At 65.1% G+C, this 17,030-nt stretch carries 19 protein-coding genes; 11 read left to right on the top strand and 8 right to left on the bottom strand.

The window, feature by feature from the left end:
- Positions 1-17: 17 nt before the first annotated feature.
- The 9 genes from FIV35_RS13445 to FIV35_RS13405 all read left to right on the top strand — a co-directional run bounded on the left by FIV35_RS13445 (position 18) and on the right by FIV35_RS13405 (position 8,928).
- Positions 18-323: a hypothetical protein gene (locus tag FIV35_RS13445; protein WP_003098895.1), complete on the top strand. Its 306-nt coding sequence runs from the start codon at positions 18-20 to the stop codon at positions 321-323.
- 136 nt (positions 324-459) lie between these two features.
- Positions 460-2,739: a helicase-related protein gene (locus FIV35_RS13440; protein ID WP_003098893.1), complete on the top strand. Its 2,280-nt coding sequence runs from the start codon at positions 460-462 to the stop codon at positions 2,737-2,739.
- 138 nt (positions 2,740-2,877) lie between these two features.
- Positions 2,878-3,477: a PFGI-1 class ICE element type IV pilus protein PilL2 gene (gene pilL2, locus FIV35_RS13435; RefSeq protein WP_003098890.1), complete on the top strand. Its 600-nt coding sequence runs from the start codon at positions 2,878-2,880 to the stop codon at positions 3,475-3,477.
- On the top strand, positions 3,474-4,118 hold the full coding sequence (locus tag FIV35_RS13430) for a hypothetical protein (protein ID WP_003098888.1): 645 nt from the start codon (positions 3,474-3,476) through the stop codon (positions 4,116-4,118). The genes pilL2 and FIV35_RS13430 overlap by 4 nt, the downstream gene beginning before the upstream one ends.
- A 12-nt stretch (positions 4,119-4,130) precedes the next feature.
- Positions 4,131-4,868 carry a TIGR03759 family integrating conjugative element protein gene (locus tag FIV35_RS13425; protein ID WP_003098886.1) on the top strand — a complete coding sequence of 246 codons (738 nt, stop codon included), beginning with the start codon at positions 4,131-4,133 and terminating at the stop codon, positions 4,866-4,868.
- On the top strand, positions 4,850-5,440 hold the full coding sequence (locus tag FIV35_RS13420) for a transglycosylase SLT domain-containing protein (protein WP_003109780.1): 591 nt from the start codon (positions 4,850-4,852) through the stop codon (positions 5,438-5,440). Before FIV35_RS13425 ends, FIV35_RS13420 begins: the two co-directional genes overlap by 19 nt.
- On the top strand, positions 5,437-5,985 hold the full coding sequence (locus FIV35_RS13415; protein WP_003109779.1) for an integrating conjugative element protein: 549 nt from the start codon (positions 5,437-5,439) through the stop codon (positions 5,983-5,985). Before FIV35_RS13420 ends, FIV35_RS13415 begins: the two co-directional genes overlap by 4 nt.
- A 4-nt stretch (positions 5,986-5,989) precedes the next feature.
- Entirely contained in the window at positions 5,990-8,182 is a 2,193-nt protein-coding gene (gene traD / locus FIV35_RS13410; RefSeq protein WP_003116813.1) for a type IV conjugative transfer system coupling protein TraD, read from the top strand.
- The gene (locus FIV35_RS13405) at positions 8,179-8,928 is read left to right on the top strand and encodes a TIGR03747 family integrating conjugative element membrane protein (RefSeq protein ID WP_003109778.1); all 750 of its coding nucleotides are present in this window, start codon (positions 8,179-8,181) and stop codon (positions 8,926-8,928) included. Before traD ends, FIV35_RS13405 begins: the two co-directional genes overlap by 4 nt.
- A gap of 40 nt (positions 8,929-8,968) precedes the next feature.
- Here FIV35_RS13405 and FIV35_RS13400 read toward each other — a convergent pair whose 3' ends face one another.
- The 8 genes from FIV35_RS13400 to FIV35_RS13365 are packed head-to-tail and all read right to left on the bottom strand — an operon-like array spanning position 8,969 to position 16,207.
- Positions 8,969-11,593, bottom strand: a complete 2,625-nt coding sequence (locus tag FIV35_RS13400) for an AAA family ATPase (protein ID WP_003116812.1) — start codon at positions 11,591-11,593, stop codon at positions 8,969-8,971.
- 9 nt (positions 11,594-11,602) lie between these two features.
- Positions 11,603-12,328: a CBASS effector endonuclease NucC gene (gene nucC, locus FIV35_RS13395; protein WP_003050273.1), complete on the bottom strand. Its 726-nt coding sequence runs from the start codon at positions 12,326-12,328 to the stop codon at positions 11,603-11,605.
- Between the two features lie 38 nt (positions 12,329-12,366).
- Positions 12,367-13,269, bottom strand: a complete 903-nt coding sequence (locus FIV35_RS13390; RefSeq protein WP_003105624.1) for a CBASS oligonucleotide cyclase — start codon at positions 13,267-13,269, stop codon at positions 12,367-12,369.
- Positions 13,269-13,769, bottom strand: coding sequence for a type III CBASS phage resistance system CD-NTase-associated protein Cap7 (gene cap7, locus FIV35_RS13385; RefSeq protein ID WP_003090159.1), 501 nt, complete (start codon positions 13,767-13,769; stop codon positions 13,269-13,271). Before cap7 ends, FIV35_RS13390 begins: the two co-directional genes overlap by 1 nt.
- On the bottom strand, positions 13,766-14,236 hold the full coding sequence (gene cap8, locus FIV35_RS13380) for a type III CBASS phage resistance system CD-NTase-associated protein Cap8 (RefSeq protein ID WP_003105626.1): 471 nt from the start codon (positions 14,234-14,236) through the stop codon (positions 13,766-13,768). Before cap8 ends, cap7 begins: the two co-directional genes overlap by 4 nt.
- Positions 14,233-15,147: a CBASS system CD-NTase-associated protein Cap6 gene (gene cap6 / locus FIV35_RS13375; RefSeq protein ID WP_003105629.1), complete on the bottom strand. Its 915-nt coding sequence runs from the start codon at positions 15,145-15,147 to the stop codon at positions 14,233-14,235. The genes cap8 and cap6 overlap by 4 nt, the downstream gene beginning before the upstream one ends.
- A 17-nt stretch (positions 15,148-15,164) precedes the next feature.
- On the bottom strand, positions 15,165-15,740 hold the full coding sequence (locus FIV35_RS13370; protein ID WP_003109777.1) for a PIN domain-containing protein: 576 nt from the start codon (positions 15,738-15,740) through the stop codon (positions 15,165-15,167).
- Positions 15,737-16,207 carry a helix-turn-helix domain-containing protein gene (locus tag FIV35_RS13365; protein WP_003050245.1) on the bottom strand — a complete coding sequence of 157 codons (471 nt, stop codon included), beginning with the start codon at positions 16,205-16,207 and terminating at the stop codon, positions 15,737-15,739. Before FIV35_RS13365 ends, FIV35_RS13370 begins: the two co-directional genes overlap by 4 nt.
- Before the next feature lie 203 nt (positions 16,208-16,410).
- Here FIV35_RS13365 and FIV35_RS13360 point away from each other — a divergent pair, with 203 nt between their 5' ends.
- Both FIV35_RS13360 and FIV35_RS13355 read left to right on the top strand, forming a co-directional pair.
- Positions 16,411-16,794, top strand: a complete 384-nt coding sequence (locus FIV35_RS13360; protein ID WP_003120001.1) for an integrative conjugative element protein, RAQPRD family — start codon at positions 16,411-16,413, stop codon at positions 16,792-16,794.
- Positions 16,791-17,024, top strand: a complete 234-nt coding sequence (locus FIV35_RS13355) for a TIGR03758 family integrating conjugative element protein (protein WP_003050225.1) — start codon at positions 16,791-16,793, stop codon at positions 17,022-17,024. Before FIV35_RS13360 ends, FIV35_RS13355 begins: the two co-directional genes overlap by 4 nt.
- Positions 17,025-17,030 lie beyond the last annotated feature (6 nt).

Genomic DNA, 17,030 nt, shown 5'->3' with positions numbered 1-17,030 from the left:
CTTTCAAGGAGGAGCCCATGGCATCGCATCGCATCGAAACCTACTGCCAGAGGCTGGCGTTCCCCATCGGGGCGCTCATCTTCAGCCGAGGCATTGATCGCCTTGTCCGCGCGGGTCGCCTGGACCCGATTCCGTACTTCAGGCGCCACACCCGTGGCGACTGGGGTGACGTCAACGTCTGCCAATGGCACGCCAACGGCGTTGCACTTCAATCGGGCGCGTCGCTGGAATCGCACTATGTGATCCACCCGGGACTCGCCATTCGCATCATCACCGATGCGGGGCGCAGCGTCACTGCCATCGTGCTGCCGTCCGAAGACTGAGCACGGTTCACCCGCAGGCCACTCAGGCCAGCATCTTCAACCACCTTCGGCCGCGCGCCGATTTCCTTCCCACCACGGGGCATGCCATTGCCCCGCTGGGGGTGGTGCATGCCCCATTTTTCATTGGAGCATCACAATGTCCTTCGATCTCGAAACCACTGCCGCTGACGCCGCGCCCGTACAGGGCGAACTGCTCGACGCGGAATCATCCCCTCTGACCCTGAGCCTTCAGGATTTCGTCGGCGAGTTCGGCGACGAACTGCTCGACGCCCTCAACAGCGCCAACCCGCCTGTCTATACCGGCCAACCGCAGGCGCACCGGCAGCTCATCGTCGCCAGCCTCAAACGCAAGCTGTTCCCGGCCCAGGCCGAAGTCGTCCACGCCGCCGCCGAGCTGCTGATCGACCGTGGCGAACGCGCCGCGATCGTCAATGGCGAGATGGGCTGTGGTAAGACGACCGTTGGCATCGCCGCGGCCGCCGTGCTCAACGCCGAAGGCTACCGCCGCACTCTGGTCCTGTCGCCACCGCACTTGGTTTACAAGTGGCGGCGGGAGATCCAGGAGACGGTGGCCGGCGCCAAGGTATGGGTGCTCAATGGGCCGGATACGCTCGTCAAGCTCCTCAAGCTGCGTGAGCAGTTGGGCGTGCAGCCCACGGGCCAGGAGTTCTTCGTCCTGGGGCGCGTCAGGATGCGGATGGGTTTCCACTGGAAGCCCGTCTTCACCCAGCGGCGCACCCGCCACGGCGACGTGGCGGCCTGCCCGGACTGCGGCACGGTCATCACCGACCTCGACGGCGAGCCGGTCAACCCGGTCGCGCTCGAAGCCGAGGAGTACCGCAGGAAGTGCAGCCATTGCGCTGCGCCCCTGTGGACGCTGATCCGCCCGCGCAGCCTGTCCGGCAGCGACCAGTCCTCGGCCGTCCTCAAAGCCCTGAAGCGCATCCCGACCATCGGGGAAGTCACTGCGCAGAAGCTGATGCAGAAGTTCGGTGACGGCTTCCTGGCCTCGATGCTGGGCGACAACATCCACGAGTTCATCAACCTCATGGATGGCAACGGCGAGCTGGTGTTTTCCGACCGTCAAGCCACGCGCATGGAACGTGCGATGGCCAACATGGAGTTCGGCTTTGGCGAGGGCGGTTATCAACCCTCGGAGTTCATCAAGAGGTACTTGCCGCAAGGTACGTTCGACCTGCTCATCGCTGATGAAGCGCATGAGTACAAGAACGGGGGCAGTGCCCAGGGCCAGGCCATGGGCGTGCTGGCGGCGAAGGCTCGCAAGACCTTGCTGCTGACTGGCACGCTGATGGGCGGCTACGGTGATGATCTTTTTCACCTGCTGTTCCGAGCCCTTCCGGGGCGGATGATCGAAGACGGCTACCGCCCGACCACGAGCGGCAGCATGACCTCGGCTGCGATGGCGTTCATGCGCGATCACGGGGTGTTGAAGGACATCTACTCCGAGAGCACCGGCACGGCGCACAAGACGGCCAAGGGCACCAAGGTATCGGTGCGCACGGTCAAGGCCCCGGGCTTCGGCCCCAAGGGCGTCTTGCGCTGCATCCTGCCATTCACGATCTTCCTCAAGCTCAAGGACATCGGCGGCAACGTCCTGCCGCCGTATGACGAGGAGTTCCGTGAAGTCGCGATGGACACGGCGCAAGCCGCGGCCTACCGCGATCTGGCGGGTCGGCTGACCGCCGAGCTGAAACAGGCTCTGGCGCGACGCGATACGACCTTGCTGGGTGTGGTCCTCAACGTGCTGCTGGCCTGGCCGGATTGCTGCTTCCGGTCGGAGACCGTGGTGCATCCGCGCACGCGCAACACCTTGGCGTTTGTCCCGGCTCAGTTCAACGAGTTCGAGATCAGCCCCAAGGAGCGTGAGCTGATCGACATCTGCAAAGAGGAGAAGGCGCAGGGCCGCAAGGTCCTGGCCTACACGGTCTATACCGGCACGCGCGACACCACGTCGCGCCTGAAGGTGTTGCTGGAGCAGGAAGGCTTCAAGGTGGCGGTGCTGCGCGCGAGCGTGGATGCCAGCCGCCGCGAAGACTGGATCGCCGAGCAACTGGACCGTGGCATCGACGTGCTCATCACCAACCCCGAGTTGGTCAAGACGGGGCTGGACCTGTTGGAGTTCCCGACGATCGTGTTCATGCAGTCGGGCTACAACGTGTACTCGCTCCAGCAGGCGGCACGCCGCTCCTGGCGCATCGGGCAGAAGCAGCCCGTGCGTGTGATCTACCTCGGCTACGCCGGTTCCTCGCAGATGACCTGCCTGGAGCTGATGGCCAAGAAGATCATGGTCTCGCAGTCCACCTCGGGCGACGTGCCCGAATCCGGGCTCGATGTCCTGAACCAGGACGGTGATTCCGTCGAGGTCGCACTGGCCCGGCAGCTTGTCGCCGCATGACACGTTCCACTTACGGCCCTTCGGGGCCGTTTTTTTTGCCGCTCCCGGTAAATCGGACGCTGCCTGGTTCGCATTGTTTGCTGCCGCTCGCGGCCTGAGCGGCGATGGTGAGGGCTGGATGTTTCAGGACGCCGAGCTATGTGCCCCTCTCCACCGTGGTTTCACTATCCCGAACGCCGCCTTCTGGCGGGATTTCTCGGCCTGCTGTGGTCGGTGCTGGCCGGTGGCTGCGCGACGACGACTGCGCCGGTCGCGCCCGACACCATCGCGGAAGTCTTGGCCGCGCCTGAACCCGAGGCTTCCGAGTACATCCCGGTCGTGCGCTACGCCCGCTACACACTGGTCGAACTGGCACCCATGGCGGCGCAGCGCGACCTGTTGTTGCAGACCATCGACGTGTCCATGCCCGAGGATGCCCGCGCCACGGTCGGGGATGGGCTTCGGCACGTGCTCAAACGCAGCGGCTATGGCCTGTGCCAGACCGCGCATGCCGTGATCGAGCTGTACGCGCTGCCGTTGCCGGCGGTACACCTGCACCTCGGCCCCATGACCTTGCGCGATGCGCTGCTCACGCTGGCTGGCCCGGCCTGGGAACTGCACGCGGATGACCGCGCACGGCAAATCTGCTTCGAGCGGCCCGGCGATCGCGCGGTCGCCGAGTCCCCATCCGAGCCACCCGCCACCGAGGCGGTGCAGACGTTCCCGCTGGCACCCATGGTTTCGGGAGGCCAGCCATGAACGCCCCGCAACCTGCCCAGCGATCGACCGCCGCCGTGGTGGTGCAGAGCCTGATGTGGCTCTGGTTGATCTTCCTCAGCGTCTTGGCGGCCCTGGGCTACCAGGCCCTCAGCGACCAGGCCGACCAGGAGCGGCTGGATTCCCGCCTGCAACGCCTGGAAGCGCAGGCAACTGGCTTGGCCGAGACGATCGAGGCCATCCAGCAGCGCCCGGCCGTCGCGACGGACGCTGACCTCAAAGACACCCGCCAGATTCTGGAAGCACGCGCGGCCCAGGTCGAGAAATCTCTCAGTGGCTACGCAGCGGCCGACGACCTCCAGGCGCTGCGCGCGGAGGTCGAGCAGATCAAGGCGCGCCAAGCCGCCGCGCGTGCCACCGCACCCGCCCAGCGGCGCGCATCGCGCACGTCCGCCGCCTCCAAGACCGAGCTGCCGCCGCTGCCATTCCGCGTCGTCGGCGCCGAACTGCGCGCCGGCCAGCGCAGCGTGTCCGTCGCGCCGAGCATCGGGGACTTCACGCCCGCCCAACTTCAGGTGCTGCTGCCCGGGGATGCGGTCGGCCCGTGGCGCCTGCAGGCGATCGAGGGCAACACCGCAGTGTTCCAGGCCGGCAACCAGACCCGCCGCGTGGCGATTCCCTGACCGGAGCACCCCATGAAGCCGTCGATCCTCCTTTTCGCGGTCCTGGTGGCGTCGTCGCAATGGCCCGCCTGGGCGCAGCAGCCCGCAACGACCTCGGCGCGCAACGCACAGAGCCAGGAGCGCCCGCTGGCCGCCCGCGTGCTGGACGACCGGGTGGCAACCGAATGGGGCTTGCAGCCACAAGAATGGGCACGCTACCGCGAGCTGATGGATGGGCCGCTGGGTATCTACTCGCCCAACCTGGACCCGCTGTCCGCCCTGGGCATCGAAGCTCGCACGGACGAAGAACGGCGCCGCTATGCGGAACTGCAGGTGCAGGTGGAAGCGCGCCGCGTCGAGAAGCTGCTCGCCTACCAGCGCGCCTACGACGAGGCCTGGCAGCGCCTGAATCCGGGGATGCAGCGCGTGAACCTGCCCGACGACAAGCCGGGCGCCGGCCCATCCAGCAGTCCCTTGCGCGGCAGCGGCCGCATGGCGGTGTTCGTCAAGGACGGCTGCGCAGCCTGCGGACAGCTCGTGCAGCGCCTGCAATCCTCGGGCGCGGAGTTCGACCTGTACATGGTGGGCAGCCGCCAGGATGACGCGCGCATCCGCGACTGGGCCAAGCGCGCGCAGATCGACCCGGCGCGCGTGCGCGCCGGCAGCATCACGCTCAACCACGACGGCGGCCGCTGGCTGTCACTGGGCCTGCCCGGCGATCTGCCCGCCGCCGTGCGCGAAGTGAACGGCCAATGGCAGCGCCAGCCGTAGCCATGCCCCTGCGCGCACTGGTGCTCACTGCCGGCCTGTATGCCGTTGCCGCCCTGGCCCAGGAGGTTCCGCCACCGGCTTACCAGCTTGCCGCCCAGCGCGCAGGCATCCCCTCGACCGTGCTCTACGCCGTGGCCTTGCAGGAGAGCGGCATCCGGCGCAACGGGCGCCTGGTGCCGTGGCCGTGGTCCCTCAACGTCGCCGGCCAGTCGCGCCGCTTCGCCACGCGCGCCGACGCCTGCGCTGGCCTGCAGCAGGCGATGCGCGCCACGCCGCACACGCGCATTGATGCGGGCCTGGGCCAGATCAACCTCGGCTACCACAAGCACCGCTTTACCGGCGCGTGCGACCTGCTGGATCCGTATCGCAACCTGGCCGTTGCCGCCGAGATCCTGAAGGAGCAGCACACCCCCGGCGAGGACTGGCTGCTGGCGATCGGCCGCTACCACCGCCCCGCAGGCGGCGAGCCCGCCGCCCGCTATCGGCGCAGCGTGTCGCGCCACCTTGCCCGCGTGCAGGGCACGCGACCAGCCGCCGCGGTCCTCGCGGCGCGCCAGGAGACCTCCCCATGACGAAACCCCATCCCGCCCATCTCGCGTTCACGGGCCTACTCATGCTGCTGTCAGGCCTGCCGCTGGCCTCGCGTGCCGGCGAGCCACTGATCGTTGTCGAGGACCGTGGCGGCACGTCGGCATTGCCGTACTACGAAGCCCTGAATCTCCAGCCGCGCGCCAACGCACCGGCGCGGCCGTCCATCCCGACGCCCCAGGTTCCTGCCACACGGGCGGACGAAGCCGCGATGCTGCCGGTGCGCAGCGCCAAGCTCACGCCCGGCACCGTCGCGCGACGGGTGATCGAAGCGCCCGGCCTGCGGCCGTTCGTGGTCATCGGCGACGACGAGGCTTCCCGGGCCTGGTTGCAGCGCCGCGCCGCCGCTTTGCGCGAACGTGGCGCGGTCGGCCTGGTCGTCAACGTCGAGACCGCGCAGGGCCTGGCGCGGCTGCGCGCCCTGGTGCCGGGCGTGCCGCTCGCGCCCGTGGCCGGCGACGACCTGGCCGATCGCCTGGGCCTGCGGCACTACCCGGCGCTGATCACGGCCACCGGCATCGAGCAATGAAGCCATGTCGGGCAAACAGCCGGTCGAGGTTCTGCTACGCCCAGCGGTGGAGCTATACACCGTCGCGGCGTGTGCAGGCGCCGCGTTTCTGTGCCTGGTGGCCCCATGGTCGCTCGCGCTGAGCCCGGCCATGGGCATCGGCAGCGCCTTGGCGTTCGGCGCCTACGGCGCGATCCGCTACCGCGATGCCCGCATCATCCTGCGCTACCGGCGCAACATCCGCCGTCTGCCGCGTTACGTGATGACCAGCAAGGACGTGCCGGTCAGCCAGCAGCGCCTATTCGTGGGGCGCGGCTTTCTCTGGGAGCAGAAGCACACGCATCGGCTGATGCAGACGTACCGGCCCGAGTTCCGCCGCTACGTCGAGCCGACGCCGGCCTACCGGCTGACCAGGCGCCTGGAGGAACGGCTGGAGTTCGCGCCATTGCCGCTCTCGCGCCTGCCGAAGCTCACCGGCTGGGACGCGCCTTTCAACCCCGTGCGCCCGTTGCCGCCTGTCGGCGGCCTGCCAAGGCTGCACGGCATCGAGCCCGACGAAGTGGACGTCAGCCTGCCGCTGGGCGAGCGCGTCGGGCACTCGCTGGTGCTGGGCACCACGCGGGTGGGCAAGACGCGCCTGGCCGAGTTGTTCGTCACGCAGGACATCCGTCGCAGGAATGCTGCCGGCGAGCATGAGGTCGTCATCGTCATCGACCCCAAGGGGGATGCCGATCTCTTGAAACGGATGTACGTCGAAGCCCAGCGCGCTGGCCGCGAAGGCGAGTTCTACATCTTCCACTTGGGCTGGCCGGAAATCAGCGCCCGCTACAACGCCGTGGGCCGCTTCGGTCGGATCTCGGAAGTGGCGACACGCATCGCGGGGCAGCTCTCCGGCGAAGGCAACAGCGCGGCGTTCCGCGAGTTCGCATGGCGCTTCGTGAACATCATCGCCCGCGCCCTGGTGGAACTGGGGCAGCGCCCGGACTACATGCTGATCCAGCGCCACGTCATCAACATCGACGCGCTGTTCATTGAGTACGCCCAGCACTACTTTGCCAAGACGGAGCCCAAGGCCTGGGAGGTGATCGTCCAGATCGAGGCCAAGCTCAACGAGAAGAACATCCCAAGGAACATGATCGGGCGCGAGAAGCGTGTGGTGGCGCTGGAGCAATACCTCTCCCAGGCGCGCAACTACGACCCTGTGCTCGATGGCCTGCGCTCGGCGGTGCGCTACGACAAGACCTACTTCGACAAGATCGTTGCATCGCTGCTGCCGCTGCTGGAAAAGCTCACGAGCGGCAAGATCGCCCAGCTCCTGGCGCCGAACTACTCCGACCTGGCCGACCCGCGCCCGATCTTCGACTGGATGCAGGTCATCCGAAAGCGGGCCATCGTCTATGTGGGTCTGGATGCGTTGTCTGACGCCGAGGTCGCCGCAGCGGTCGGCAATTCGATGTTCTCTGACCTGGTTTCGGTGGCCGGACACATCTACAAGCACGGAATCGACGATGGCCTGCCCGGCGCAGTGGCTGGCGCTCGCGTGCCGATCAACGTGCACGCGGACGAATTCAATGAACTGATGGGCGATGAATTCATCCCGCTCATCAACAAGGGCGGCGGTGCCGGCCTGCAAGTCACGGCGTACACGCAGACGCTCTCGGACATCGAGGCCCGCATCGGAAATCGCGCGAAGGCCGGCCAAGTGATCGGGAATTTCAACAATTTATTCATGTTGCGCGTGCGCGAGACGGCCACCGCGGAACTGCTGACGAGGCAGTTGCCGAAGGTCGAGGTCTATACAACCACCATCGTCTCGGGCGCGACGGACAGCTCAGACATCCGCGGCGCGACGGATTTCACGTCGAACACCCAGGACCGCATCAGCATGGCCAGCGTGCCGATGATCGAGCCGTCACACGTCGTCGGCCTGCCCAAGGGCCAGTGCTTCGCGCTGCTGCAGGGCGGCCAGCTCTGGAAGGTGCGTATGCCGCTGCCGGCGCCGGACCCGGATGAAGTGATGCCGGCGGACCTGCAGCAACTGGCCGGGTACATGCGCCAGAGCTACAGCGAGGCCACGCAGTGGTGGGAGTTCACCAGCTCGTCGGCCTTGCAGGATGCGGCCTTGCCCGACGACCTGCTGGACGATGCCGCTGCGGCCGAGCCCGGCGCGGTGGCCACCGGCGCCGACGATGGCGCGGGCAACGAGGCCGTGCCATGAAGGATGCCGCCTCGACCGCGCAGCGGGAGCAGAACCATCGCCAAGGCTTGATCGTCGGCACCATCACCTTACCGTTCCGGCTGCTCGGGGTGCTCATTGGCTCGCTGCTGTTCTCGATCGTGGTGGAGTGCGCCGGCATGCACCTGTTCTGGAAGGACCAGGGCTGGCGCCACTCCCAGCAGATGCTGCGGTACGAACTCGGGCACCTGTCCAACCACTTCACGCGCAGCGTGGTGGTACAGGAGCCCGGGCGCACGGCGCACGAGTTGGTGGATACCGGGTACGAGTGGGTGTTCGTGCGCTCGGGGTTGCTGGAGCGCATGAGCCAGACCGCCGAGCGCGTCCGCGCGCCCAGCCACGGGCAGAGCCGCAACTTCCGCTACTACATCAGCCAAGTCTATGTCTGGGCCGAAAGCTACCTGATCGCTGCGGCCTTCACGACGCTCACCTTCCTGGTGCGCCTGCTGGTCCTGGTGCTCACGCTGCCGCTGATCCTCACGGCGGCATTCGTCGGCCTGATTGACGGCCTGGTGCGACGGGATGTGCGCCGGTTCGGCGCGGGCCGCGAATCCGGCTTCATCTACCACCGCGCGAAGGCCAGCCTGATGCCGTTGGCCGTGCTGCCTTGGGTCACCTATCTCGCTCTGCCCATATCGGTGCATCCTCTGGTCATCCTGCTGCCCAGCGCGGCGTTGCTGGGGATGGCAGTCAGCCTGACCGCAGGCAGCTTCAAGAAGTACTTATGAGGTGACACGGGCGGCACGGCTCTGCAAAGCCGTGTGCCGTTCATCGGTTCTGCAGGGTATCAAGAGCAGCATCCAACGCCGTAACCGCCTCGACGACCGTTCTTACCGTCGCCCGATCAAACTCATGATCGCGCTGAGCGTCGTGCACACCGCTATTGAGGTAACCCCATTCAATACTCGTACCGCTGACATTGAGCAGCCGGACCAACGCCCCTACGGCATCCGGCGCACCCGCATGTTGCGCCGCGATACGCTCGACGGCCGACCGCAACTTGGTGCATTTATTGTTCAGCTCCCAAGGCGCGCGGGGCCCGCTCAGCTTGATGTCGATCCGGCCGTCCGCCCGCCGACCCAGCCACGTCCACAGGCGGTCCGTCAGACTCTCCAGCGCCGGCCGGGCCTGACGCAGTGCCTCGCGTTTCTCGTCAGCCGCCAACGCCTGCTGGGCCAGAAGAACATAGTTCTTCGCTGGCGGGTCGCTGTCGACCCGCAGTTCGTGCTCTCCCTGATGCGGGAGAAACTTGTAGCGCTTAATGGCCGCGGCGCGGCGCACGCCCAACTCCTGCTGGATGCGGTGCAGGAACTCCTCTGCGTGCGAGGTGAGGATAACCTGCTTGCCGTGGAGCAAACCGTCCTCGAAGAAGGTACGCCAGATGCCATCGCGATGGTCGTCGTCGATCGCGTTGACGACGTCATCGAATATGACCACGGGGCAGCCCTGCGCGAGGTTCTTGGCAAGCAGAATCGCCAGGCCCAGGCATTTGATGTGCCCTTCGCTGAAGACGATCAACGCGTCGTAGCGCGCGCCCGGCTCGCCGGCGAACTCCACCTCGATCTTGCCGTTCTCGGCCACGGGCAACCACAGCGCGTGCAGCAGATCGCCGGGCGGATCGGCCCGGTTGAATGCGTTGTAGAGATGGCGGGCTTGGTCTCCCAGCCCCTGTAGCAGAACCCCCGGCAGAGCGGTCAGGTATGCCTGAATCTCGGGCAGGAAGCCGTCGTAGGCGGCCTTGACCCGCTGATGGTGCACCACCACCGGCATTTCGTCCGTGGCCGCCTGGATCAGGCCGCGGTTCGCGTCGTCGAATTGGGCCACGGTTTGGCGGGCGGCCGCCAGCTCCTGATCCGCAGTCGTGCGCATGGTCCGCAGCCGTTCGATCTCCAGCTGATGCTGTTGCAGGCGGTCCCGCTCCTGGGCCATCGCGCCGCGCTGGGCATTCACGTCGCGCGCCTGCGCGTCGAAGCCTTCGATGATCTGTGCGATCCGTAAGAGGGCTTGCCAGGCGCGCTGGTCCCCATTCACCCCGCCGCCGAGCCAATTGCCCGCCGACGTGGGAGGCAGCAGTGGCAGGCCCGCGGCCTGCGATTCGGCAGGACAAGCGACCCCAGCCGCCGCCACCACGCGGCGCATTTCGTCACACAGCGCTCGGACCGCCTCGCTCAACTGCGTCCGATGCCCGGCCTCCTGCTGCTGCAGGACGGCCAGTTGCGCGAGCTGCTCCAGGCCCATTCGCGCCCTGGCGAACGGGTCCTGCGCCACGGCGGCCAGTTCGGTTCCACATGCCGGACACGCGGTCGCCCCGTCCGCCAACGCTTGCACGGCCTCGTAGAGCTTCGCGTACGACACCTCGCCGGCGCGGGCCGCGAGTTGCGCGGAAGACGCTTGCCACAGTCCCTGGACGCGGTAGGCCTCTGCCAGCAACGCTTGCAGGCGGGCCTGGGTCACCTCGTGAATGGCAGGCGGGTTGGCGTCCAGCTGAGCCTGGACATACGGTAGCCGTCCTTGCTGCTGCGGCGTACCCAGCAGCCAGTCCACGCAGGTTTGATAGGTCGCGCCAGGTGACATGCGCTGCGCCAAAGCTTGTTCCAGGCCCTCGACCGCTGCGATCTTCTGCGGGTAGGCGGCGATGGTCTGTTCGGAGTTCGCCAACTGCAGGCGACGCTGCGCCAGCTGCGCCGCCTGCACGCCGGCAAGCATCAGGTCCTGATCGAGCGAGGGGTTGAAGCCGCGCACGAACTCGCTGAACTGGTCCACGCCGAACAGGGTGGCGATGAGCTGGCGCTGATCGCTCGGGGTCCGCGCGGCGATTCGGGCGAAATCGTCGAGGCGGTTCTTCTCGATGAAGCAGAAGCGATACTCAGCTTCGTCGGGCTGGACGGCCTGCGCCTCGCCCGCCGCCGTAGACGACAGGACTGGCGCGATGTGGCGGCGCAGGCGAGCGTTGTTGCAGTACGTCCGCTGGTCGACCCGCTTGGCCTGCGCTTCGCTGATCGAACCGAGCATCGCCACTTCCAAGGCTTCGCAGAAGCTGCTCTTGCCGGTGCCGTTGGCACCGTAGACCAAGGTGATGTCATGGCTGAGGTCGAACGTCTCCTGCCGCATGAATCCTCGAAACGGCCCGACTTCGAGCTGGTGCAGTCGCCCGAGCGCCGGCCCGTTTTCGGGGCCGCGCGCGTCCCCGTCGTAGGCGACAGGCATCTGCGCCAGATGCGCGATGGCCAGCGGCGCCAAGCGCGTGGAGCGCCCCCGGCGTGCAGCACCGACCTCGGCCAGTGGCTGCAGGTGATCGAGCACCAGGTGCGCCAGCCGGCGCACGTCGTCGTGCACGTGCCGCTGCGTCAAGTGCGCCAGGAACCGGTGGTACTCCGAACGTATGCTTGCCACAGCGACCCCTCACTTGGTCAACCACTGACCGTAAGCCTCCACATCGATCATGGGGACCGTTCCACTGAACTGAAGCTGCGCGATCAGCTTGAAAAGAAACGCGGTCGCCGGCTTGTTTTCGTTGGTGTAGCTGTACGCGCCGCTGGCTTGGTCATAGAAAAAGTGCCCGTGGGCGGCAACGCATCCGATGTCCAGACGCCCCTCGGTGAGGTTTGCGTTCAGCGCCTTGTCCATGGATGGGCCCAATGCAGGACTCCATTCGCTCTCGAAGGTGAGCAAGCCACCCAGAATCGGAATCAACGGCTTCGCTGGGTAGGTCCCGCCAGCGTGCGGGATCGGCAGGCTCGTGCGGTGCAGCCTGCGCACACTGGCGACCTTCTCCTGGGCATAGGCCACAAGCCCCGCGTCAGCCGTCTGCTTGGCCTCGAACACGGCGTACACGCTTTCGGCTGGAATGATCGTCTCGTTCTCGTAGGTGAAGATAAAAGGCGAATATTGCCGATCAAACACCACCACATCGATCTGCTGGCTGAAGTTCCCCAGGCTGTCCACCACATGCGCCTTCGCCGCCTGGTACCGTTTGGGCAGATAGGTATCCAGCATGTCGATCCAGACGTTCTCGCTCGCATCCCCCTTCGTACCCGGGTGACCGAAGGTCTTGCGTACTACGGACAAGCGCTGCTGGATGTCTTCATGCAGGGACGACAGGAGCTGGGAAAGCGACCACTGGGACATGCTGTACCTCGATGGGACGTGTATGGAAGCCGATGGAATCAGGACAGTGGGAACTTGGGGCCAAACAGTGCGCGCCAGGCGCGAAGCGCTTCGATATTGCGACCACGACGCGCGTGGTCGATGGCGATGCTTGCGTCCTGGCTCGCCTGGAACAGCAGCTGCTGCGCGCGCTGCTTGCGCGCGGCATCCATATCGTTGCTGATCGCCGGGCCAAGTCCGGCGGGATCCGGCCACTCGTCATGAACACGATCGGCAAGCGTGGCAAAGAACGACTGGATCTCGCGATCGAACGATCCTCCCCAGCCGCCGTAAAGACACTCAAGGGCCATTACCTCGATCAGGAACGAGGGCTTCACCGGCTTCTGATCGCCGTGCTTGGGATTGTTGTTCCAGTACTTCACCATGCGCACGAGACCTTTCCACTCATTGCCATAGGCTTGGTGCGCTGCGGTCGCCTTGTCCTTATGGATCTCCGGGTCCGTCTTGATCCACTTTCCGGACGCCGTATCGGGGATCTCATACTGGTCGCCGGTGTCGAATGCGGGCACCGCATCCACGCTGACCACCCGGTAGTCCGTGTTGTCCTCCGCGTCGATGTGAACACCGAAATCCACGTTGATCGAGCGCGCCTGTTTGCGCACGGCCGCCGAACCGTATTTCTCCACCAATGCAGAGTGGAAATCATCCAGCACTACCGATGCGGCCTTGCCGTGGTAATGCTTCTCCGAGTCCTTCAGCACGAAGAAGATGTCGATATCCTTGAGCGGCTTCGTCTTCGTGTATCGAGCATAGGACCCGGTCAGGAAGCTGCGCGCAATGCCGAACTTGGTCTGCAGGTAGTCCCGCACTTCGTTCTGGCGTTGCGAGGCATTCTTCTGTTCGCGTTCGTTGAGTTCCAGACGCGACTTGAACTTGCGAAAAGCTTCATCGATCGACAGCATCAGCGTTGCCTCCAATATCCGGCCTGACCCGCCAGGCCGCTGTGTTCGACAGTCGAGCCTAGGCTCTGCTTGACCATTCCATCCGTCGAGCGATAACTTCCTTTGCTCCACCCCTCCACATCAGGCCGCCCTGGCTTTGTATCGAGCATTAACTTGTACTTGGCCTGCGATGGCAGCAGCCCAGCTTTCTTGATCGCGTACTTCAACTGCTCGGTATCTGTCCAGAAGCTGCCGTCGCCATCGGACCACCCATACACGATGTCGATATCCCATCGGGTCACGAGTTTGTCGGTTGCCGGGTTGTAGATCTCCAGAATCACCTTGCGCAGATCACCGGTCCCGAGCCACGTCTTGATGGCTCGGGTATTGCTCTCCCAGCGATCCGCGAAGTGCTCGGGGTCCAGCCCACTGAGCAGGATGATGTCTTTCAAGCTCTTGAGGATGTTGTCGGTCACATAGGTAACCGAGTGCGTGTACGAGTAGGTGGCGACGGTGCTCATGACTTGAGGAAACCTCCGAGGTCGAGCGACAGCGCTTGTCCAGCATCGGCCTGCGCCTGCGTGGCAATTCCTTGGCTCAAGTCCCGTGCAATGATGCGAGAACTGTGCTTTTTGAGCGCGGTTTGCACCCAGCCGAGCTGCTCCTTCGGACACGGCAGCGAGACTCCCCAGTCTCCCTTCAACGGCTCGAACCCCAAGACTTCTTCGTTGGCATCATCACCATCGATCGCGTCTTCGTCGAAGAGGCAGTAGATCCTGGTCCGTGGTCCATCGCATGTCGCAACGATGGGCGCGCTCTTGGGTGCCTGGTCGGCGATCAAGCTGGCGGCCACGCCCGCCACGGCCCTGAGTTCAGAGCGAGCCGTGCCGTCCTTGCCCTGAGTGAGCAGTTCGACAATGGCATCCCACGTCTGCAACGCATCGCGGTGCGGCGAGCTGCGAAACGTCCGGCTGACAACGGTGGTCATTTTTGCTTCCCTCCTTGAAGGCGCATTTGCGTTGCCTGTCGTATCGCACTGCGCAGGTGCTCTACGGAAAGCTTGTTCGGATCGATAGCCACTTGCGGGTCGGCCGCGAGGGCGTTGGCTACGACCTTGCGAATGGCCCGACCATCCAATCCGACGCACTCGCCAGCGCACGCGTCGAACTGGTGAGCCGAGGAAAGCTTGCCAATCCCCGGAAATGTCTTTGCCAGGCCATTCAGGCAGTCCACCAGGATCTGCTTGCAGGCATCCTTGCCGGGCAGTGGCACCTCCATCACCATGTCGCAACGAGATAGGAAGGCACTGTCGACGGCCTGTGGGAAGTTGCTGGTGGCCACGAACAGCAGATGCGGGTTGCGTTCGGCCAACATGTCCAACTGCACCAACACCGCGTCGGTGGCCCGGTGCACATCAACCGGGTTGGCTTCCAGGCTGAGCTTGGCTCGATCAGCCGCAAGCGTTTCGACCTCGTCCAGAAGGACGATCGTCGGGCCCGCCGCTGCGGATTCTGCGATCGATTGCGAGAACAGGTCTGCCACGGCGCGTTGAGTCTTTCCCATTGCAGAGCTCGTCAGCGTGTGAGGCTCTACTTCCAGCAATCGAAACTTCGCAGAAGAAAAAGATTCGGCCACACGATGCGCCAAGCCCCGTGCCAAGGAGGTCTTCCCAGTCCCCGGCGGGCCGACCAACAAGATCACGCCGTGCAGGGGGAGTACCGTGCGCTCCACCTTGGGGCGCACCGTGAAGTTGACGATCGCCTGTGACAGCAACTGCTTCTTGAGAGCTTCGTCCATGACGATGGAATCCCACAGGGCGCCCAGCGACGTGTCCGGCAGCTTCCAGCTTCGATGGATGCCTTTCGGCAAAGTGGCGTCTGATGAAGGATTCTTGGTCATCCGTGGCTCTCGGCGGGTCAGAGAATGGTGCGATAGGTCGCCAGCACCTTGGTCGTTTGCACAAGGCCCTGGCGCAGCAGGATTTCGAGATAGCGGTCCACCTCGATCGGCGGATGCTTGAGTTGGGCACGCTGGCGCTGCGCAGCCGACACCACGGCGGCCGCGTCCAGATCCAGTAGGTTGTCCACAAACTCATCGGGGTGCTGCGATTCGATGCCGTACGGAGCCAGCAGATCGTTCGGGAAATCCCGTTCGTTGAACGTCACAATCACGCTCGCACCGCAGCGAATCGCCGCAGCCAGGACGTGCCGGTCGTCCGGATCGGGCAATGTCAGGCCTGCCACGAGCGCTTCGTAGCCCTCCACCAAGCCGTCCGGAATTGCCCGGTCCATGAGATCCGACGTCCTGTCGACCTGAACCCGGGTGAGATCGGGGCGGTTGATCAACAGGTTGCGTTTCCACTCCTCATGAATGGCTTGGCTCCACCGCGCCCGGAAGCGGCCAGACAGGCCGAGCCACATCAGGAAATCCCGCAGTGGCGCGGGATATAGAACGCACGCGTCGTAGACGGCGGTGAATGGGGAATGCCTCATTCGTATCCCATTCCCAACTCTTGCGACTGCTGAGCGAGTTCGGCCATCGCCTGCTCACTGGCGCGCTCGCGCGCTTCCTTGTACTGCATCAGATCGGCGAACCTCACCCTGCGGTGCTTGCCGGTGCGATGAAATGCCAACACCCCATCTTCGAGCAGCTTGACGAAATGGGGACGGGACACGTTGAGCAAGTCCGCCGCCTCTTGGGTCGTCAGCTCTGCATGGACGGGCACCACCTTTACTGCATTGCCATCGGCCAACTCGGCCAGGATGTCGACCAGCAGGCGTAAAGCCGAGGTAGGCAGTTCCACCTGATGAGCCTGTTTGTGGTCATCAAAGATCTGGATGTGCTGCGTCTCGAACTGGGTTGCGAGGTAAGCCGCCAAGGCACGTTGACCCTGGACGGCTGCCTTCACCTCTCCCGCGGCGGGAAGGGTCATCTTGGATTGGGCAGTGGCGGTGGTCATGGGTAGCTCCTAAGCGAAAACGGTTGCAGAGCCGATCATATTCGAAATACTCGAAAAACGCAATAATCGAAGCGCGACCCGTGCTTTTGTAGGTTCGCTCGCAGCATGCCCAATCCGGTCGTCCGCCAGTTCCTATTGTTTGCGGCCTGAAACAGCCCTGATCTCCACGATCAACCCATTGCTGATCACACAGGAATGGCGCGATGGTGGCTTCGATCTGGCTGCGCGCCGCGCATCGCGGCGTGCCCACTTTTTTCGTGACGGCCCTCGTGCTGGGCCAGTCCCCGATGGCATTGGCCGAGTCCCCGGCGCAGCGCCAGGAGTTGGTCGCCGCGCTGCGCCAGCTCGACGCGCTGGAACGCACCGTCGCGGACAGCGCCGCGCATGCCCCCATCCAGCCGGGCGAGCGCTACCACTTCGATTACCCACGGCTGCTGGCTGACCTGGCGCGCGTGCGCGCCGGCATCCAGTTCCACCTGACGCCATCACGCGCTCAGCCGCGCGACCCCTCCGAACTGGCCGGCGACTACCGCACCGAGCGGGCCGCTTCGCCATCGCCGAAGACGACTGCGGAGGGCGAGCAATGAACGGCGCCCAGGTCTCGGCATTTCAAGCCAACAGCGGTATCGCGCCTTCCGCGATGGCGACCGTCCTGGTCGGCGTCGTGTTCGCGGTCCTGCTCGTGTGGGGCGTCTGGGCCATCCGAACGGCCTATGTGGGGTGGTCCGAGAGCCGCCTCAACCAGCGCCAGTTCCTCGGCGTCTGCATCCGCTTCGTCGCGATGTACCTCGTCCTGAGTTTCTTCCTCCTGTCCTGACATGAA

The sequence above is a fragment of the Pseudomonas rhodesiae genome, assembly GCF_007858255.1.
GTDB classification, from domain to species: Bacteria; Pseudomonadota; Gammaproteobacteria; order Pseudomonadales; family Pseudomonadaceae; genus Aquipseudomonas; species Aquipseudomonas rhodesiae.
Note: the sequence above shows the minus strand (reverse complement) of the source record. Positions and strands in the feature narration are given on the sequence as shown.